The 17,224-nt window shown below is 53.4% G+C and carries 20 protein-coding genes; 3 read left to right on the top strand and 17 right to left on the bottom strand.

The window, feature by feature from the left end:
• Nucleotides 1-220: 220 nt before the first annotated feature.
• The 5 genes from ACSFC7_RS28010 to ACSFC7_RS27990 all read right to left on the bottom strand — a co-directional run bounded on the left by ACSFC7_RS28010 (nt 221) and on the right by ACSFC7_RS27990 (nt 3,292).
• Nucleotides 221-514, bottom strand: a complete 294-nt coding sequence (locus ACSFC7_RS28010; RefSeq protein ID WP_436344748.1) for a GYD domain-containing protein — start codon at nt 512-514, stop codon at nt 221-223.
• A gap of 262 nt (nt 515-776) precedes the next feature.
• A complete protein-coding gene (locus ACSFC7_RS28005) occupies nt 777-1,280 on the bottom strand; it encodes an N-acetyltransferase family protein (protein WP_436348848.1) in 504 nt (167 codons plus the stop codon).
• A 660-nt stretch (nt 1,281-1,940) separates the two neighbouring features.
• The gene (locus tag ACSFC7_RS28000) at nt 1,941-2,198 is read right to left on the bottom strand and encodes a hypothetical protein (protein WP_436348847.1); all 258 of its coding nucleotides are present in this window, start codon (nt 2,196-2,198) and stop codon (nt 1,941-1,943) included.
• Complete coding sequence (locus tag ACSFC7_RS27995; RefSeq protein ID WP_436348846.1) at nt 2,195-2,512, bottom strand: hypothetical protein; 318 nt, start codon at nt 2,510-2,512, stop codon at nt 2,195-2,197. The genes ACSFC7_RS28000 and ACSFC7_RS27995 overlap by 4 nt, the downstream gene beginning before the upstream one ends.
• Nucleotides 2,513-2,677: 165 nt before the next feature.
• The gene (locus ACSFC7_RS27990) at nt 2,678-3,292 is read right to left on the bottom strand and encodes a hypothetical protein (RefSeq protein ID WP_436348845.1); all 615 of its coding nucleotides are present in this window, start codon (nt 3,290-3,292) and stop codon (nt 2,678-2,680) included.
• A 227-nt stretch (nt 3,293-3,519) separates the two neighbouring features.
• On the opposite strand from ACSFC7_RS27990, the gene ACSFC7_RS27985 reads away from it, so the two are divergent.
• From ACSFC7_RS27985 to ACSFC7_RS27975, 3 genes are all read left to right on the top strand, one after another.
• The gene (locus tag ACSFC7_RS27985; protein ID WP_436348844.1) at nt 3,520-3,807 is read left to right on the top strand and encodes a hypothetical protein; all 288 of its coding nucleotides are present in this window, start codon (nt 3,520-3,522) and stop codon (nt 3,805-3,807) included.
• A gap of 128 nt (nt 3,808-3,935) precedes the next feature.
• Nucleotides 3,936-4,388 carry a hypothetical protein gene (locus ACSFC7_RS27980; protein WP_436348843.1) on the top strand — a complete coding sequence of 151 codons (453 nt, stop codon included), beginning with the start codon at nt 3,936-3,938 and terminating at the stop codon, nt 4,386-4,388.
• 345 nt (nt 4,389-4,733) lie between these two features.
• Nucleotides 4,734-5,054, top strand: coding sequence for a winged helix-turn-helix domain-containing protein (locus ACSFC7_RS27975; RefSeq protein ID WP_436348842.1), 321 nt, complete (start codon nt 4,734-4,736; stop codon nt 5,052-5,054).
• A 567-nt stretch (nt 5,055-5,621) separates the two neighbouring features.
• Here the strand turns inward: ACSFC7_RS27975 and ACSFC7_RS27970 are convergent.
• The 12 genes from ACSFC7_RS27970 to ACSFC7_RS27915 form a co-directional block, all read right to left on the bottom strand.
• On the bottom strand, nt 5,622-6,791 hold the full coding sequence (locus ACSFC7_RS27970; protein ID WP_436348841.1) for an MFS transporter: 1,170 nt from the start codon (nt 6,789-6,791) through the stop codon (nt 5,622-5,624).
• 96 nt (nt 6,792-6,887) lie between these two features.
• Nucleotides 6,888-8,420 (bottom strand): aldehyde dehydrogenase family protein, encoded by a 1,533-nt coding sequence (locus ACSFC7_RS27965; protein ID WP_436348840.1) that lies wholly within the window; start codon nt 8,418-8,420, stop codon nt 6,888-6,890.
• A gap of 6 nt (nt 8,421-8,426) precedes the next feature.
• Nucleotides 8,427-9,956, bottom strand: coding sequence for a GMC family oxidoreductase (locus ACSFC7_RS27960; protein WP_436348839.1), 1,530 nt, complete (start codon nt 9,954-9,956; stop codon nt 8,427-8,429).
• 352 nt (nt 9,957-10,308) lie between these two features.
• A complete protein-coding gene (locus ACSFC7_RS27955) occupies nt 10,309-11,691 on the bottom strand; it encodes an APC family permease (protein WP_436348838.1) in 1,383 nt (460 codons plus the stop codon).
• 46 nt (nt 11,692-11,737) lie between these two features.
• Nucleotides 11,738-13,012, bottom strand: coding sequence for an alkyl sulfatase dimerization domain-containing protein (locus ACSFC7_RS27950; RefSeq protein ID WP_436348837.1), 1,275 nt, complete (start codon nt 13,010-13,012; stop codon nt 11,738-11,740).
• A 397-nt stretch (nt 13,013-13,409) separates the two neighbouring features.
• Nucleotides 13,410-14,084, bottom strand: coding sequence for a helix-turn-helix domain-containing protein (locus tag ACSFC7_RS27945; RefSeq protein WP_436348836.1), 675 nt, complete (start codon nt 14,082-14,084; stop codon nt 13,410-13,412).
• 551 nt (nt 14,085-14,635) lie between these two features.
• On the bottom strand, nt 14,636-15,109 hold the full coding sequence (locus tag ACSFC7_RS27940) for a hypothetical protein (RefSeq protein ID WP_436348835.1): 474 nt from the start codon (nt 15,107-15,109) through the stop codon (nt 14,636-14,638).
• Nucleotides 15,106-15,528, bottom strand: a complete 423-nt coding sequence (locus ACSFC7_RS27935; RefSeq protein WP_436348834.1) for a DUF5658 family protein — start codon at nt 15,526-15,528, stop codon at nt 15,106-15,108. The genes ACSFC7_RS27940 and ACSFC7_RS27935 overlap by 4 nt, the downstream gene beginning before the upstream one ends.
• Complete coding sequence (locus tag ACSFC7_RS27930; RefSeq protein WP_436348833.1) at nt 15,525-15,947, bottom strand: hypothetical protein; 423 nt, start codon at nt 15,945-15,947, stop codon at nt 15,525-15,527. Before ACSFC7_RS27930 ends, ACSFC7_RS27935 begins: the two co-directional genes overlap by 4 nt.
• Nucleotides 15,940-16,251, bottom strand: coding sequence for a hypothetical protein (locus tag ACSFC7_RS27925; RefSeq protein ID WP_436348832.1), 312 nt, complete (start codon nt 16,249-16,251; stop codon nt 15,940-15,942). The genes ACSFC7_RS27930 and ACSFC7_RS27925 overlap by 8 nt, the downstream gene beginning before the upstream one ends.
• Nucleotides 16,244-16,636, bottom strand: coding sequence for a hypothetical protein (locus tag ACSFC7_RS27920; RefSeq protein ID WP_436348830.1), 393 nt, complete (start codon nt 16,634-16,636; stop codon nt 16,244-16,246). Before ACSFC7_RS27920 ends, ACSFC7_RS27925 begins: the two co-directional genes overlap by 8 nt.
• The gene (locus ACSFC7_RS27915; protein WP_436348829.1) at nt 16,626-17,132 is read right to left on the bottom strand and encodes a hypothetical protein; all 507 of its coding nucleotides are present in this window, start codon (nt 17,130-17,132) and stop codon (nt 16,626-16,628) included. Before ACSFC7_RS27915 ends, ACSFC7_RS27920 begins: the two co-directional genes overlap by 11 nt.
• Between the last annotated feature and the right edge of the window lie 92 nt (nt 17,133-17,224).

The following is a 17,224-nucleotide window of genomic DNA, read 5'->3' as shown; positions in this document are numbered from 1 at the left end:
CAGATCTGTGATTCCCTTAGCAGTTGTTGGTAGCGCGATTTCTTTATTCGGAAATACGTCTGAAACTGAATTGAACGATTCGGCAACTACGTATGCGAAGTGAACGGCAGAATTTCTATCAGATAACGATGATACTCGTTGAATCGTGCTGAATACAGAGAATAGATGCAGCACCATTGCGGGTTGGATCGGTGCGCTATCTGCGGACAAGGCGGATCCATCACGACATCGCTTCAACGATGTCGCGGACCTCATCGAGGGTGAACGCTCGGAGCGTTTCGGTCGTCACGTTGCCGCTTTCCGCAAGCATGAGCGCTCCTTGTGCTGCCGTCGTGTCGTCCGGGAAATCAGCAATGACGACGCCGTCATATCGACCCATCGTGACGAAAAATTCCTTCCACGTCCCACCCAGTGATTCGAACATCTCTTTCGCGTGTTCCGTCCGCTCGGGGCTGTCTCGCACGTTTTCGACGCCTTGCTGAGTGAAAGACGTCAAGAACACGTAAGTTGGCATTACGGATGTGCATACTCTGAACAGAACGATATAGTTGTGCCCCGGTATCGACCTCTCCGAAGGTGTGTTGACACACACGCGCCCTGTATCTTACACGTCTTGCTCGACTCATGTCTCAAGTGTCACAAGCGGCGTGCAACATCCAGAGCATCAGTGCAGCACGTCGATTTCATTTGTTTCACGCCGGAAGCAGTGAACCATCTGCACAGTACACCTGCATATCGAGCGGATGAGGGCGGATCACTGAACGAAGGGATGGACGTCACTCGACCTCGCCACGGAACACTCGCTCGGTGATCGGTTCGCCGAACCGATCCGTCGTTCGCTCCTCGGTCTCCGTATATCCGTGCTTTCGATAAAACGAGAGCCCGATCTCGTTCTCGTCGAGGACGGAAAACTGAATCAATTCAACGCCTTGTTGACGACAGTGCTCCTCGAACGTCTGCAGCAGTTCGGTTCCGATCCCGTCGTTCCAGACGTCAGGATCGACGTAGAGCGCCCCGAGTCGCGCCACGGTCTCGTCGGTACTTGGTCCGCCACTGAGGTAACCGACGATGTCTTCGCCACGTTCTGCAACGAAGGACGCGACATCCTCACGCTCTATTAGTTGGAGCGTTGCGTCCCCTTCGTGTAATTCCGATATCGTCTGATCGATTGTCTCCGTCGAAAGGATTTCGCTATACGCCGAGTTCCACGAACGCTCCGTGACTCGCAAGATCCCCGCGATATCGTCAGAACCTGCGTCGCGGATTAACGTTGAGCCCATGATATACTGTAAACGTTCTCTCGAATTAATTCCGGGGGACGATATCTACACCACCTGTATTGACCGATCACTACCGTCGAAAATTGAACCGAACCTCGTGCGACATTCGCGCGCTCTATTCAGCATATGATTTCTGACAGCCATCGAATAGTTTGAAATCCCTTGTACAAGATACACGCTCTGTATTCAGCACGCTGTTCTTGATGGATAATGGATAGATTGCGATCCTCATCGTTACACCGTTCCCCTGTACTTACCGCGAGTTTCACGCAACCTTCTGAATAAAGAAACCGGCTACTATCTACTGGTCGTGATCCGTGCTCTATATCTGTATATTGGATATGGATGCTGGATACAGATACTGGATATTGGAACAGATTCGGCTACGTATTCCAATCCGTCCATCCACTCGAGAGAACAGTTGCTACTCAGAAGTTCGGAAGTGCCGCCGTGACGGTTGGAACGTCATCGTGTAATCGCTTAGCGCGACGGTGACCACGACGGTGTTAAAACCTTAATCGACGGCCAACCGGCAGACGCGGCACTCCATGATAGACGAGGGTGTGTAAAATATCTAGCGGTGTCCAACACGGCCCGGCGAAAATGGAGTGCCGTGACAACGACAGACTGCAGTGGAAAAGCAGGGGTTCGACCGGCGCGTTACCCGTCGTCAGCGTGGAAGACGTCTTCGTGGTCGTCGACCGCCTGCGCAGCGCCGTCGCGGACTTCATCGAGGAACTCGCCTTTCTCGTCGGCGAAATCCTCGAGCGTCTCCGACTTGAGCTTCGCTTTCACGCGCGTTCGGTCACTCGAGGAGCCGTGTTGCATCGTCACTTCGAACGACACGCCCTGGTCGTGGTGGGTCTCGCGAGTGTCGATCTCGAGATCGTCCCGGCCGTCATCGTCGCGGTCGGTCATCGGCCGGCCTCCGCGCCGTCAACGACAGGGTGTCCGATCGACTCGAGCGCCTGGAACCAGTTGTTCTTGAGGTCGCCACAGGCCGCGTTGATACAGTCCTCGACGAACTGCGTGGCCGTCTCGCCGGTCCAGTCCTGCCAGCCACGGATAGCAGCCTTAAGCGGATAGTCGACCGAGCGTCGGTACGTATCGGCTTCGATCTGTGCCGGCCCGCACGTCCGCCGGAGGAGTTCACATTTCAGTGCCACTGCCGTCTCGACGATCGTCGCGTCGGCGGCATGAGTCAGTTCCGTCTGAGATTCGGTTTCGTGCATAGTCGTGGTCACCGCGCCGGTTTCCCGGCGCATACTACACCATTCGTCGGGGGCTACTTAGTGTCCACTATTGTATATGCATATACGGCGGATTGGTACTCGAGACGCCGACCGAGACGGCGTTGCCACTCCGAAAAAATGAGCGTCGGTCGTTCTATTCGGTTCTCAGTCCCACCAGGCTCGAATAAGCACGGCTTCGCCGTTGTTCTCGAGATCTCGAAGCCGCTCACCCATGAACAGTGTCGGGTAGCTGTCAGCGTCCGGGTGGGCGTCGAGTTCATCCGGCAGCGCAATCGTAAGCAGATCCATCACGTCGATCGGCCGATCGGTCCAGAAGTACATCGTGGGCGAACTCTCCCGGCCCACAACGAACCGCGTGTTGTCGGGACAGGACTCGAGCACGTCAATCACGCGGTCGTCCGTGAATCGGTTGTAGTCGCCAATCTCGCGAACGCACGCGACCGTCTCCTCGAGAGCCATCCACTCGGTGTGGAATTTCAGCGACCGGCGGGGCTTGCCGTTGACGACGTGGTCCCACCCGGTCCCGCTCCCGTCACGGTCGGTTTCGCCGTAGGCTTCGGCGGTACACCGCACGTTGCTCCATGCGTACTCTCCGGCGTACATCGGCCCGTAGTGGCCCGACAGAACGGCATTATCGTAGCCGGCGTCGCCCGGTTCGTACGGGAAGTCGTAGGCCGGCGGATCCGGTAGTTCGCGACCGCTCGAGGCGATCGGCGTCGGTTCGTCCAAGTGATTCGGGTAGTCGTATTGGTAGTCCATTCGTGGTCACCTGCGGACTGTCGCTTTCGCGCGTCCGCGTATGTGCGAACGAACGCCACCGACTTAGCGTTTACTATTGATTAAGCATATTGACCCAACGCCGAACTATAGATCCGAATCGAGCCAAACACGGTGAGATATGCATATACAATAGTAACAACTAAGTGGATCACGTTCGTCTAGCCGAGTGTGGCCGGGGAAACCCGGCCGCAAGGTGACCGCGACGAATGGATACCATCCCAATCGACGGCGAACCGATCGCAGAAAATACCGGGACGGTGGCCCATCCGCCGTATTACGAGGAACAGACGGTCAGCGTTCGTGCCTACCGCAATCACGATCGCGACCTTCTGTTGCTCGAGCGCCGGTATCCGAACTGCACGCTCGTCTCAGAGTTCGATATCCTGAGCGAGTCGACAGTGCGGGCGAGAAAACCAGCGAGTCGGCATCCGAAGTACGTCCTTCGGGCGGTCGTCGCGCTCGGTTTCGAGACGATCAAAGAGCCCGACTCGTAAGCAGACGATCACCGACCGATCGGCGGTCGACACTCAACTTTTGAATATGCAAATACAATAGTAATACCTAAGTACCGTCCCTCGAATGGTGTGGTATGCGCCGGGAAACCGGCGCGGTGACCACGACAATGGATGCAAATACAAATCCGAACGGCGACCTGCAGCCAACGATCGAATCGGTCGAATCGAACCCACAAAGCGACGTATCGGCGATCGTCACGGATCCCGACTGGGAAGCCGTCGGCGGACGTGTGCTCTCCGAGCTGGCCGACGCAGTCGAGATCATCCGCACGGCCGGCGACGGCGATCCGATCCACGACTGGACCGGCGTCGAAAACGAGTGGACAGCGAAAACACGGCCGGACGCAACGTCAGTCTGTCTCGAGCACTCGAGTGGCGCGTGGGTCCGAATCGAAGCGTCGAGCGTCTCTGACGGCTTCAACGTCCTCGTTTCCGAGGGCAGCGAATCGATCCCACAACGCGCACTCTGGTCGACCCGCACGAAGGGGTACCTGCTCCAGAAGTGCGAAACGCAGACGGTCGCGAAGATCCTGCAGTACACTCGCGACGGCGAGTTCTGACAGCGGTCGGCTAGCCTCGACACTCGAGTGAATCAGCGTCAATTCTCTGAAAGCTTTTTCAGTATGTGAAAATAGTGACCTATCTACTATGTAGTAGATGGGAAGTTGGAAATGTGGACGGAAGCCCGCCCACAGTGCCGCGTCGGTATTAAGAGCGACGCGTAGGGGTGTTGCACCAGTGTTGCGGCACCAGTCGCTCTATTGCCGAACGTAATAATCCTTGTGGAAATGGTGCTATTCACGAGAGAATCGAATTGAATAATAGGTTAAAACTGACCGTATGACAATACCCGTCCGATTGGTGAGACACTTTGTTTATTATTTCGGACACACATTACCAACACGATGGGACTCGAAGGAAACGGATTCGAGCCGGAGATCGCGTTGGTGTTCGAAACGGGTGCTGTGGCGAGCCTCGTATCGGTATTGCTAGATATCCGTGACGAACCACATAGCGCATCGGATATCTGCGATCACGCGGGCATTTCGAGGGGTACGTTCTACGAGCACGCCGACCAGCTCAAAGAGTACGGGATCCTCGAGCAAGTCGATTTCGGGAGTGCATCAGGCTATCGACTCGCGGAGACGGAGGTTGCCGCGAAGCTGATCGAACTCGAGTGTGAACTTGAGGATCATCGGGCCGACGTACTCGAAACGGAGACGTAATCCGCTTAGCAGTAGATAGTGACACGGTTTCGTTATTCAGTTTGGACTGTGAAACTTGCGTTCAGTACAGGGGAACGATGTAACGATGAGGATCGCAATCTATCCATTATCCATCAAGAACAGCGTGCTGAATACAGAGTTTGTAGTCAGCACAGTATCTCTGTTTGTTTCACACTGTCTACTCTGAACCAGCCGCTCACTAAGCCTGCAGACTGACCGCCTTGCACCTATTTGTCTTCTTGTGTAAGTATCCGTCCTGTACAGAGCGCTGGCTAAACAATCTGACCAAAAGGATACCTTCGGATGCGTCGTATGTTCGGTAATGACACAAGAAACGTGGGAACGGATAGCCACCGCCTTGGCCAGTCAATACTGTCGCCAGTTATTGGTGGCATTGCTGGAACACAATCCGCAGGATGATGTTGATTCCGTGTGAGCGACCGATGGCTGCTGACCGGCGTGGGATTCTGGAGAGGTGTCGCTGCGGTCGGAATTGGCGGAGATTCACTCGCGGGTGTTTCACTAACGCGTCCTCACCGTATCATACCACTATGATTGCTCAGATGTCTAAGCCAACGAGTCTATGTATAACGAGTACCCCGCGACAAAGAGACAAAGAGTGGTTAATATCATGAACGATATGACCCAGCCGAAGATGTCGGCCAATACACCGGCACCAACAGGACCAGCCGAACCAAACACGCCGTAGATCGTTCGAACCAACCCAAAACCACCACCCTGCTCTGCTTTGGGCAGTTCCTCAAGAAACATAGGTAGGAGTGTTGGATGGAATCCCATACCAATACCAACAAACACTGTAGCTACGCCGAGCATGAGATAGCCACTACCACTGACAAATAGAATAAGCCCGAGAGCGGCGACAATCATGCAGACGGCCAACCCAGCATTGCGACTGTAACGGTCTGAAAGTATGCCGACACCGACTTGAGCAACACTGTTAACGAGAAAGAATATAGAAAATATAATAGCAGCTATCATGGCAGATTTATTATGATGTGTAACGAGAAACGTTGGCAGAAAGGTAAGGAGTGCTCGCAAGACAAATGTAGCAAGAATGGCAAAACACACGCCAATTGCTATCGATTGATTCGAAAGTAATCCAAGAAGATATTGGGGTCGGAATCTCTTTCGTGTTGATTGGCCGGGATTCAGAGGCTCAGTTGATTTAACACTGAATAGGAAAATAGTAAAGACCGGAATTCCGGCAACAGCCGTCAGTGCAATCGCAGGTCGCCAGCCATACTGGGTTCCTATCCAACCAGCTGCTGCCGGTGCGACCAATCCGGCAACCGGGGCACCTGCTCCATGAATGCCGACAGCAGTTCCAATATCGTCGTACAGGCGAGATAGAAAGGTTGTCGCAACGCTGTAATGGAGGCCATTTACAGCTCCAAGGAGAACAGCACATAATACAAACACTGGAAAAACAGGCGCCATAGCAAGAAGAAGGCTCATAATTGTTGTCCCACCGATAGACACGAGGATAAGTGGCTTTTCACCGAACTGATCCGCAAATATTCCGCTTGGAAATTGTGCGAGTGAGTGGAATACCCAGATTCCAGTAATCGCCAAACCGACCTGTGAATTCGTAACTTGCAATGTCTCGGTAATAAAGGGTATAACAGGACTAATAACAAGCCTCGCAACTGTAATAACAAAAATTGCTGTCGTGCATAACGCAAGTACTGTATCTCGATAGTGCCAATTTCCGTACATTTCTAACGTGGTATAATTATATCGGATCCAAATCGGAAACAACACCTTCGCTAATATGGAGAAAAAGCATGGTAGTCTTCTGGACCGCGGATATAATTAGCCGAGATTAATATTGACGGCTTTAGTCTGTGTGAATTCCTCAATAGCCTCCACAGAGTTTTCGCGGCCAATGCCGGATTGCTTGTAGCCGCCAAAGGGCTGACCAGCAGAGACATCGTTGTAGTGGTTCACCCAGACAACACCGGCCTCCAGCCGCCGGGCGGTTCGGAGCGCCTTCGTGATATCATTTGTGATGACGCCAGCGGCCAGTCCGTAGTCAACATCGTTCGCCAGCTTGATCGCTTCATCTTCGTCGCTCCAAGTGAATGTCTCCACGACCGGACCGAAGATCTCCTCCTGAACTGCCCGGTGGTCGTGGTCGATGTCGTCGATGATTGTGGGCTCGTAGAAGGCCCCGTCGGCGAGTTCGTCGTTATCCGACTGTTGGCCGCCAATGAGGATGTCTGCTGCGCTCTCTTTGGCCGCATCGACGTATTCTCGAGTCTTTTCGACTTCAGCGGGAGAAACCTCAGGACCCATATCAGTCTCCTCAAGAAGGGGGTCACCGACGCTCAGACCATCTGCGGCCCCGCTGAACGCCTCCAAGAATTCTTCATGGATGTCCTCGTGGACGAATATCCGGGAGCCAGCCGCACAGCACTCGCCCTTGTTGAAGAAGATAGCCATCATCGCCGCCTCGACAGCTTCCTCCATATCTGCGTCAGGATAGATGATGACCGGACTCTTCCCACCGAGTTCCAGCGTTATCTTCTTGATGTCCTCCGCAGAGTTCCGAAGGATCTCGCGGCCGACATCTGTCGATCCCGTGAAGGAGATCTTGGGCACGTCTTCGTGTGTCGAGAGGGGTTCGCCGGCGTCCTCACCGTAGCCCGTGACGACGTTGATGACGCCATCAGGGACTGTGTCGTCTACGAGTTCCATCAGCTTGAGGATAGACAGCGGCGTCTCCTCGGACGGCTTGAGGACGACCGTGTTGCCGGCGGCGATGGCAGGACCGAGCTTCCAGATGGAGATGAGTAACGGGAAGTTCCACGGGACGATTGCACCGACGACGCCGTAGGGCTCTTTGAGGGTGAAGACCTGCTTCTCACGGTCGAAGAGGTCATTCGTCTGGCGCGTCTCCCCGTTGACGTTGCGGGCAGCAGCGGCGTAGTAGGTGAGGTGGTCGATGACTAGCCCCATGTCGCCCATCGCTTCGGTGAGCGTCTTGCCCGTATCCAGCACTTCGAGGGTCGCAAGCGTTTCCTGATTCTCCTCAACGACGGCGGCCATCTCCGAGAGCACGCGCTGTCGCTCACCCGGCGAGGCGTCTTTCCACGTATTCTCGTATGCTGTCCAAGCCGCATCGACTGCCCTATCAATATCGGTTGCATTCCCAGCCGGGATTTCTGCAAGGGCGTCGCCAGTTGTTGGATCCCGCGCCGCAAACGTCTCTCCACTTCCACTATCGACGAACTCCCCACCAATATAGAGTTGTCTCTCGCTTGGAAGGGTGTCAGCTGCGGCGTTCTGATGTCGTTCTTTGATAGACGTTCTGTCGTCGGTTGAATTGCTATTAGTAGTACCCATCTATGATCACCCAGTAATAAGGTCGGCTGCTTTTTCGGCAATTGCAATCGTCGGTGCGTTCGTGTTCCCACCGACGATACGTGGCATTATCGAGGCGTCTGCGACACGGAGACCATCAACTCCATGAACTCGAAGTTCGTCATCAACAACGGCCATCTCATCATCACCCATTTTACAGGTGCTCGTGGGATGATAGACTGTCGTGACGTGTTCCCGGACGAATTCGCGAATTTCATCATCAGAAGTGACGTCTCTGCCGGGATGGACTTCCTCTCCGCAGTATTCGCTCAATGCATCAGTATCGGCGATTTCGCGTGCGATTCGGACACCCTCAATAAGAGGGTCGATATCTCCATCGGCTTCGAGATAGTTCGGATCGATGATCGGGGAGTCGAATGGGTCATCAGAGGCCAAGCGAATTTCTCCTGTGCTCTCAGGGCGAATCTGGGTTGGCATAATTGTAAAGTACTTTCTCTCATCAACGGGTGCCCCTAAGCCATGCTCAAGTAGATACACTGGCGCATTATGGAATTGTAAGTCCGGCGCTGGCAAATCAGAGTCTGTCCGCACGAAACCACCCGATTCAACGACATTTGAGGTTGGTGCCGGTGCAGGAGGACCACTAGCCTGTTCGTAGACAACACCCAGTTTGAGATGATCCTGTAGGTTCTGACCAACACCAGGCAGATCAACCTGAACATCAATACCATGCTCACTCAAGTGGTCTGCTGGACCGATGCCTGAAAGCAGTAGGAGCTGTGGCGAATTAATAGCCCCAGCCGAGAGGATGACTTCTGACTCTGCATCTACTGAGTGTTCTGCGCCATCCTGTTCATAAGTAACACCAGTTACCTCGTTTCCGTCAAAAGTAATGCCAGTCACTTGTGCTTCAGTCTCCACAGTGATATTTTGCCGATCCAAGACTGGTTTAATGTAGGCAGCAGCACTGCTGCAACGTTTCCCGTCCTTCTGGGTCACGTGGTAGAATCCGCAGCCAGCCTGTCGTTCACCATTGAAGTCGGGGTTATAGTCAATCCCTGCCTCTTGCATGGCTTCAACAAGTCCCTCTGAGACTGGATGAACCTCGGTCAGTTCGGTCACATTCAGCGGACCACCCTCACCGTGGAAGCGCCCATCTCCGGGCTCAAAGTGCTCGGCTTTTTTGAAGAAATTGAGCATCTCCTCATAACTCCAACCCTCGTTGCCCAATTCTGCCCAGTGGTCGTAGTCGCTCCGGTGTCCGCGGATGTAAATCATTGCGTTGAGGGAACTAGAACCACCTATTACCCTTCCACGGGGGTGGTACAGTTCTCGGTTCTTCAATTCGGGCTGTGGCGCGGTATGGTAGTCCCAGTCTACATCTGTCGTGTACAGTTCGGGGAACCGCGGGGGGGTATGAATTTCCTCTTTATCATCAGGTTGGCCCGCTTCTAGTAGCAACACTTCACCGCCACTATCCTCTGACAGACGAGAGGCAATCGCACAACCTGCTGAACCTGCTCCAACGATTATGTAATCATATCGTGGCATACTCATGCCTCCGCCCGAGCGTCACGTTCAGTTGTGTTCGAGTTTGATTCCGTCAATAGTGCTGCTCGACTCCCCATTTTGGAACTCTCCTCTGGAAGTGCTCTTTCGATTCGTACTGTTGGTGTGTTCGTCATTGACACAATTGGAAGGCCATCTCGAGACAGAATATAGATTCACCCAATAATAGACAGTAGTTTAAAAACCGAACTCAGAGAGAGGGGATGTTAATTGGTGCAGGAGATTGTTCAGGATAGTGAGTCCTCTGCCAAATGAATAGCAATCTGTGGTACCGCAGAGGAGGTAGATGGAGAGGTTCTCCAGAGGCCAGCTATTTTATTCGAAGATCAAAAGGGATCAATCAGGCATCACTTGGTGCTTGATATTTAATCTCATCCTCGATGGTTGTTTTTTGTATCATGTTCTCAGATCCTATAACCACTGCCCGGATGGCATACAGCGCTGCGCCAGCAGCGAGAATACCAAGATAGATATAGAAGGATTGGATGTTTAACCTTATTAGGTTAAACAGGGCAGTACCTACGAATATCACTCCTCCTACGGATGACCATCGAACTACGGAGGGAGTCAGTAGCCGCGAATCCTCTAGGTTTTCATGGTTGAAGATTTCAGTTTGTTTGAATGAAATGCTAACTCCCACTAAGATCATTAGCAGAATTAACGCAGCAAATGCGATGGCAAATCCAGAGGCTACGGTTGCAAGAGGGACTTCTAAGAAGACTGTAAGGAGAGATGTGATAGTTAGTATAATTATGAAGTACATTGGTTCTCCATGACTATTTTCTTTAGCTAGCCAAGTGGGGATAATCTGGTCATCTGCTGCAGCCATGAAGAATCTATTTACAATCGGTGCCAGTCCAATAATTGAAGTAACTCCCGCAAGCAAGGCTCCAAGTCCAGTGATGAATAGCATCCGGGATGAGAGGTTTTGCCCTGCCACAAAGAAGAGGGTTTTCCCCCCTAGCTGTGTATAGGAGACCGATCCAACGACGACAAACGTGATGAGAACTGCCGTCGACAGGTTAAAGAAACCACTACCAAGAATTGATAGCTTGAGTGTTCTTTGATCCATCTCACCGCCTAGATCGATTATACTTAGCTGATTAGCTCCCAAGGAGAATAGAATTGCAAATGCTGAAATTGTAGTAGCTAGGCCAGCAGGTGCAAAGGGCGTATAATTGTCCATACTAATGTGGCTAACACCAGAGACGAACACAGCACCGATAGCGAGTAGCATTAGAAAAACTAGGAGTTTCTCGACCAGTCCGACGATTCGTATCCCGAACCAGACAACAGAAAACGAGAAGATTAGGAGAACAGCACTGAATATCTCACCTGACACTGCTGGGACCAGTGAGTTAAGGAAATTTGCACCTGCAACGACCATATAGGGGAGAATAAATAGCCCTGCGATGAAGAAGAATCCCCAAATTATCAGCCAGCTCAGGAAGTGGCTCAATTTCTTGTTATTCGGGATGAGGAGCCGGGTTGAATAATAATAGTGACCTGGAGAAACTGGCCATATCGAGATTAGCGTGAAATATGTCGGTATTGCCAGAAGGAATGGAACAGCGACAGCTGCCATCAGGAGCACGGTTATTGGTCCTCCAATTGATGAAGCAACAACTGGGGTTGCCCAGAGACCACCTCCAATACTCAGACCAACTCCTATTGCAAGTGCGGTACCTAGTTGAACTCTCGTCGAGGATTTGTGGTGTGACATTTTTCTGTTGAGATTTGGTTTGGTTGTGAACTAGACCTAGTCTGGATTATCTAAACGACCTCCCACTGCGCGCGTATTCTGACGCTGAGGAGTAGAGATTCCCAGCCATCAAATTCTTCTCTGCCTCCGCTCGCTGATCGTAGATAGTGGCTACTATCTCCTGCACGTCTTGGTCAGAAGGGGCAGCCTCCAAGGCGAAATCAGCAAGATGACCAGCCAGACGAATTTCCCCATCTTCGGCAAGATGCTGGGCACGTTTTGCTAAGGCCGTTGCACTATCTGCTAGTGAGGCTATCTCTTCTGCAAGGACGTCCCGAGGTGCTGGTTTGAGTTCGCTCGGACGACCGTTCCACCAGCCACCGTAGTACCGGAGAATATTCCGTACAATGAACTCCCCCTCATCATATGTCTCTGCCAGCCACGGCTCATCGTACTCGGGAATGTCGACTTCATGAACTATGTCGACGTGCGGGGGGGAGCCCTTATTGAGTGCCTCAAGAGTCCGATCAACGATTTCCTCGAGGTACTCTGCCGTAGTCAGCAGCCGCGTCTGAATTGCCTCGGGATCGTTTATTACGCACTCTCCATGCCCGGGACAGAGATGACACGGCTTACAGCCAGCCATCTCTTTTAACGTCTCAGCCCATTCCCAGGGATACCGCTGGACTTTTTGAGGATTGCCAGCATTTGGCGCGACATTAATAAAGAAATCCCCGGTACAGAGTACATCGCGGTCTGGACAATAGACCCAACTATGATCGTCCGTTTCTCCCTTATTATGATGGATTTCGAAAGTAGTTCCACCGACCTCTATCGTGAGATCATTCCGGTACAACGTCGTCGGTGGATAGGCAGGTTCTTGGAACTCGCTTTCGGCAAAGTGGAATGAATCATCCTCGTCAGCGGCACCCTCCTCGTCTTTTGACACTGTGCCCCCGAACTGCCTCTCGTCGATCGCTTTATTGTGGCCTGAGGTCTCCTTATATCGGGCAAACCGAGCGGGCATCGCTTCATGAGCGATTATGTTGGGGTCATCTTGGCCCTCAAGGAGGAATCGCTCCAGCCCGTACGCGTGGTCAAGATGACCGTGCGTATAGATAGCCGTGTGTATCGGAGCGTCAGTTTCTTTCCGGATAGCTTCGGCAAGCTTCGGGCTGGCTTCCTGAGTACCGGAATCAACGAGTACTATCCCTTCATCTGTTTCGAAAGCCGTGACAGCACTTAGCTGAGAGGAAAAATATGTTCTCTCAGATACGGTCACAGCTTCCGACTGTTCTATGAACATATCGATCGCGAATGGGTCGATATTGTTTTGCGGCACGGGAAGTGCTGACAAGGACCTATCGCTAAGAAATTAACCTCGTGATTAAAAGAGGTTTATACCAAGGTGATGTCCCACCATTTTCGGAGGGATCAAAAGAAGGCGATCAAGAGTGTAAATAGAACAACTGTTTGTCTTTAGCTAAGTCTCCGATCTCGCTTGCGTAGCGGTATCGGGCGTCTCTTGTAAGCTCTGTCTTGCTGGTTTCTCTTCTGTGCGTCCTCGATCAAATGCTCCAACAGCGGTGGCAGTTAGTACCGGAGGTGCTCGCCGAGTGTATAGGGGAGAAATTGGGTGTGCGACCGGGCGGAGCAGACGGCAGATTCGCCTACTCAGTACGCTTCTCAGCCGGCAGCAAACCAAGGCATTATAGAGTGAGGATCTGTTCTTGCTACGATTAGCTTTTGATTTCGTCTCTATCATCGGGGATCAAACTTTCCATGATTACGTGTTCAATCCGACGAAGGTGTTCACCTACGTTAGCCGTCGTGCAGTCCAATTTGGTCGCAATTTCTTCATGGGTTGTCTGGCGTGGTTGTTGATAATACCCGTGCTTGTATGCCATCATGAGAACCTCACGTTGTTTCTCACTTAGCTTTGAAAGAGAGTTATCAAAAGATGGCTTATACCTGCCAATATCTTTCACGTCGATCCTTGCTTCGCCTGGAGCCGAGTTAAAAATCTCTTTTAAGTCTGCTTCTGTGCCAATGAATGTATGCTGAATACCACCATCGGTTGTGACCTGGTGGGGTGGATCGGGTATAACTGTAGACTCCTGTATTTTTTTGAGTATTTCCTTTACAGGACCGGTTGGCTCAAAATGAATGTGGATAACAACACTGTCGTTATTTTTTGTAATCCGATAATCTTGAGTGATAGTATTATCTTCTAAAATTTTACGAGTTTCTTCCTCGCTCCCTTGGACTTCATAAAGCATAATTGCGGTTTCATCATTCAATAATCCAATTGAGTGAATTGCAATCGGTTTAACACTACTATGCTTAGAAAAGTCTTTACCTATTGGTTGAAACCACCCGTCTTCATGTCGGTAGATGAATGTGGCGTAGCGCATGAGTTCCCCCGGTTTGGTGTTAACCACAACTCTTATTATTCCATAAAAACGTTTTGGCCATCTAAATAGTAACTCGTTTAGTGATACTATCTGCCGTCGCTGGCGTAACGATAGCTATCGATAAATTACGATGTCTCCAAAGTGAAACTCACGCTCTACGTCAGAGCCTTCCACCATCGGCAATGCATCCGACGCAAACTATACGATGAAGCACTCAGGAATTGTCTTCAAAACTATGTTATATGACCACAATCCTCGGCCCATGGAATTACTGCTTAGTAAGCACAGTAATCAATCAGTTGCTTCACTCAGAAGCCAGCGAATTGGAGATAGCACTACTGCTGAATTCATCCTCTGTATTGAGCACTCGCCACTGGTTCTTGAACACTCCTGGAATGTGCTGACTATGCGCTGTGTATTCAGCACGATTCAACGAGTATCATTGTTATCTGATAGAAATTCTGCCGTTCACTTCGCATACGTAGTTATCGAATCAATCGGTTCAGTTTCGCACTTCGTTCTAAATAAAGAAACCGCATTACCAACTACTGTTAGCGACAGTCGCCCGTTTCGTCGGCAAAGGTCGCTGTGACGCCGAACTCCTGGTCAACAGTACGGACGAACTCTGCAGCCCGGTGCTCACAGCACCCTTCTTTGACGTAGACGCGAACCCATTCGGACGTGATCTCGAGGTCTATCTTGGATGTATCGGCGTGTGTGCCGTCCTCGACGTGGATCAACACGCCGGCAACCGACCAGTATTCGCTCGCGACGACGTCGCCGGTTTCGTCTGTCCGCTCGTCGGCGAGTTTGAGTTTGATACCGAACATGCGCCACGGATCCTCTGGCGTACTGATCTCCTCACAGAACGATTCCGGATCGACGGGGTCGTCGAACTCGAGCGAGAAGGTCGTCCCTTCGATCGCCGGTCGTCCGTCTTCGTCGGGGTAGGTGATCCTGGTAGCATCGATCCGTTCGGCGAGATCGGCGGTCTCGAGATCCTCGATAACGACTGACTTTGTCATCCGGACACCCCGACGAGTTGCATGGCGTTCCAGGCTGCCGCGCCCATCCAGATCGGCGCGACGAGCGCCGGGTAGTACAGCCACCAGACCGGGACTCCATCGGCGTACCGTCGCTCGAGTGCGTAGACGCCGATCGATCCGGCGACGACCACGCCGATCACGGCGAGTTTGAACGCTGCTGCAGCGCCGATCCCGTGGCCGAAAAAGAGGTAGCGACCGACGGGATTCGTCTCTCGAGCGCCCATCCCGAGCCCGTAGACGGTCGTGAACACGTCGGCGAACGCAGCGAGGACCAGCAAGGCCCACGCGAGCGTTCCGAGTACCGAGCGTGCTGCCGGCGTCTCGAAGACGTCCAGCACCGACCGGGCGTTTTCGTCGCCGGCTCGAGGCCGCGACAGGCGGTCGGAAACGCTCGTCATCGGAAATCGCCCTCCGGTCCGGGATCCATGATATCAGCGGCCGTCGTATCCGAGGTGATCGCTGGTTGATCCTGGTCGGTTGCTCCAGTAGCGTTCGGTCGCTCTGGGGTGTCCCGGCTGGTCGCTGCCGTTTCTTGCCGGTCGAGCCGACTGACGGGAACGCCAAGCCCCGGTTTCGAGGGATAGCGAAGCCTGATCGCTTCGACTTCAGAATCGGGAACACAGAGCGTGTAGTGCGTTCCGTGGCCCTTCAACGGGAGATAGTATCCGTTCGTCCGGTAGGCGTCGCGAACGTGACGTGCGGGTTCGGCTACCTCGAGCGAGCGCGTCTTGTCCCGTGCGTCGACGACGATCGTTTCGCCGGCCTCGAGTTGCTTGACGAACGCTCGCATGAGGTCGTCCGGTCTCCATTTATCCATTACAACCACCCCTTGTTTCCGACGTCCGGAGTTCGTGGACATTCTCGCTCGGATTGCGTAGATTCGGCCGACTGCGAACGTGTCCGACGCCATTTAGTCGTGCGGCTCGTCGACGAACGGTGTCGGGTTTCAGTCTGGTCTGTTCGGCGAGTTCGCTTGTCGAGAGCGGTCCCTCGCGCTCGAGGACGACGTAGACGAGTTTCGACGCCGGATTCATCGCCTCGATCGGCGGCCGATCGTCGCCTTTGGTCTCTTCTCGGTCGGCCGTGTTGCTCTCGACGAGTGCCGGTGACTGGTTAGACATCATAATCACCACTGAACGCTGTCTCGAGGCGCTGGCCGAGATCGACGCGCTCGCAGCGCTCGAGTTTCACGACCGGTTCCTCGAGCCACGCTTCGGGACCTAGCCGTGCCTTCGTCCCCGCGTAGTCGTGCTGGAGCAACACGCGGCGCGTGCTCTCGTCGTAGAACGGTTCGACGAGACTTCCCTCGTGGAGGACGGCGTCGACGATCGGGGCCGTGAGCGCCCGCACGTTTCGCGTCGTTCCGACGACTCGATAACACGTAGCCAGTCCTTCGGGGACATCGTGGGCGACGAGCGTGTGACCGGCGTGTGAGAACGCCCGCCACTCCGGGAGCATCGATTGTTCAGCGTGGACTGTCGCTCCCGACGCGTCGTTACTCGACATCGGAGGCCCTCCATGCGTCCTGCAGATCGTTCAGCCACTCTCGTTGGTTCGCAGTGAGTCCGTGGCGTTCAACCTCCTGTGCGCCGCGTGTCTCCGGGCTCTCGTAGAGCCACTTTCGCCGGTTGAACGCGAGCAGCATTAGCGCCAGATTTCGGACGGGACCGTCGTACGTCTCTCGTAGTCGGTCGGCGTGTTCGTCCGTGATCTGTCGCGGCGTCGGTTCGCCGTACTCGGAGTCGGTCGCCGCAATCGCCCGTTCCGTTTGGGAGAGGGCCTGTCGCGTCTGTCCCATTAGCTTGCGGAGTACCGAATGTGTGTTCGACAGGCTCGAGGCCGGGTACTGAGCGTCCGTGAGGTCGATTGACTCGTCAACCGCACGGCTGGCCGTTGCGTTGACCGCCGCGACTCGGCGCTGGACGCGGGCCGCGGTCTCCTGGGGATCGTCCAGACCGCTCGGGTGGTCGCTCGAGTCACGAGTCCGGTCTCGGTCACTCATCGGCCTCACCTTCTGCGGGATCAGTTTCCGGCTGTAGTGAGCGGCCACAGATCGATTGGGCGGCGACTGTTTCGCACGTGTCGCAGAGGATG

Source organism: Natronorubrum halobium (assembly GCF_051351675.1).
Classification (GTDB): Archaea; Halobacteriota; Halobacteria; order Halobacteriales; family Natrialbaceae; genus Natronorubrum.
Note: the sequence above shows the minus strand (reverse complement) of the source record. Positions and strands in the feature narration are given on the sequence as shown.

Bases quoted from the DNA above. Each gene is read 5' to 3' on its own strand.
- ACSFC7_RS28010 (WP_436344748.1), bottom strand. From the start codon at position 514: ATGCCAACTTACGTGTTCTTGACGTCTTTCACTCAGCAAGGCGTCGAA.
- ACSFC7_RS28005 (WP_436348848.1), bottom strand. From the start codon at position 1,280: ATGGGCTCAACGTTAATCCGCGACGCAGGTTCTGACGATATCGCGGGG.
- ACSFC7_RS28000 (WP_436348847.1), bottom strand. From the start codon at position 2,198: ATGACCGACCGCGACGATGACGGCCGGGACGATCTCGAGATCGACACT.
- ACSFC7_RS27995 (WP_436348846.1), bottom strand. From the start codon at position 2,512: ATGCACGAAACCGAATCTCAGACGGAACTGACTCATGCCGCCGACGCG.
- ACSFC7_RS27990 (WP_436348845.1), bottom strand. From the start codon at position 3,292: ATGGACTACCAATACGACTACCCGAATCACTTGGACGAACCGACGCCG.
- ACSFC7_RS27985 (WP_436348844.1), top strand. From the start codon at position 3,520: ATGGATACCATCCCAATCGACGGCGAACCGATCGCAGAAAATACCGGG.
- ACSFC7_RS27980 (WP_436348843.1), top strand. From the start codon at position 3,936: ATGGATGCAAATACAAATCCGAACGGCGACCTGCAGCCAACGATCGAA.
- ACSFC7_RS27975 (WP_436348842.1), top strand. From the start codon at position 4,734: ATGGGACTCGAAGGAAACGGATTCGAGCCGGAGATCGCGTTGGTGTTC.
- ACSFC7_RS27970 (WP_436348841.1), bottom strand. From the start codon at position 6,791: ATGTACGGAAATTGGCACTATCGAGATACAGTACTTGCGTTATGCACG.
- ACSFC7_RS27965 (WP_436348840.1), bottom strand. From the start codon at position 8,420: ATGGGTACTACTAATAGCAATTCAACCGACGACAGAACGTCTATCAAA.
- ACSFC7_RS27960 (WP_436348839.1), bottom strand. From the start codon at position 9,956: ATGAGTATGCCACGATATGATTACATAATCGTTGGAGCAGGTTCAGCA.
- ACSFC7_RS27955 (WP_436348838.1), bottom strand. From the start codon at position 11,691: ATGTCACACCACAAATCCTCGACGAGAGTTCAACTAGGTACCGCACTT.
- ACSFC7_RS27945 (WP_436348836.1), bottom strand. From the start codon at position 14,084: ATGCGCTACGCCACATTCATCTACCGACATGAAGACGGGTGGTTTCAA.
- ACSFC7_RS27940 (WP_436348835.1), bottom strand. From the start codon at position 15,109: ATGACAAAGTCAGTCGTTATCGAGGATCTCGAGACCGCCGATCTCGCC.
- ACSFC7_RS27935 (WP_436348834.1), bottom strand. From the start codon at position 15,528: ATGACGAGCGTTTCCGACCGCCTGTCGCGGCCTCGAGCCGGCGACGAA.
- ACSFC7_RS27930 (WP_436348833.1), bottom strand. From the start codon at position 15,947: ATGGATAAATGGAGACCGGACGACCTCATGCGAGCGTTCGTCAAGCAA.
- ACSFC7_RS27925 (WP_436348832.1), bottom strand. From the start codon at position 16,251: ATGTCTAACCAGTCACCGGCACTCGTCGAGAGCAACACGGCCGACCGA.
- ACSFC7_RS27920 (WP_436348830.1), bottom strand. From the start codon at position 16,636: ATGTCGAGTAACGACGCGTCGGGAGCGACAGTCCACGCTGAACAATCG.
- ACSFC7_RS27915 (WP_436348829.1), bottom strand. From the start codon at position 17,132: ATGAGTGACCGAGACCGGACTCGTGACTCGAGCGACCACCCGAGCGGT.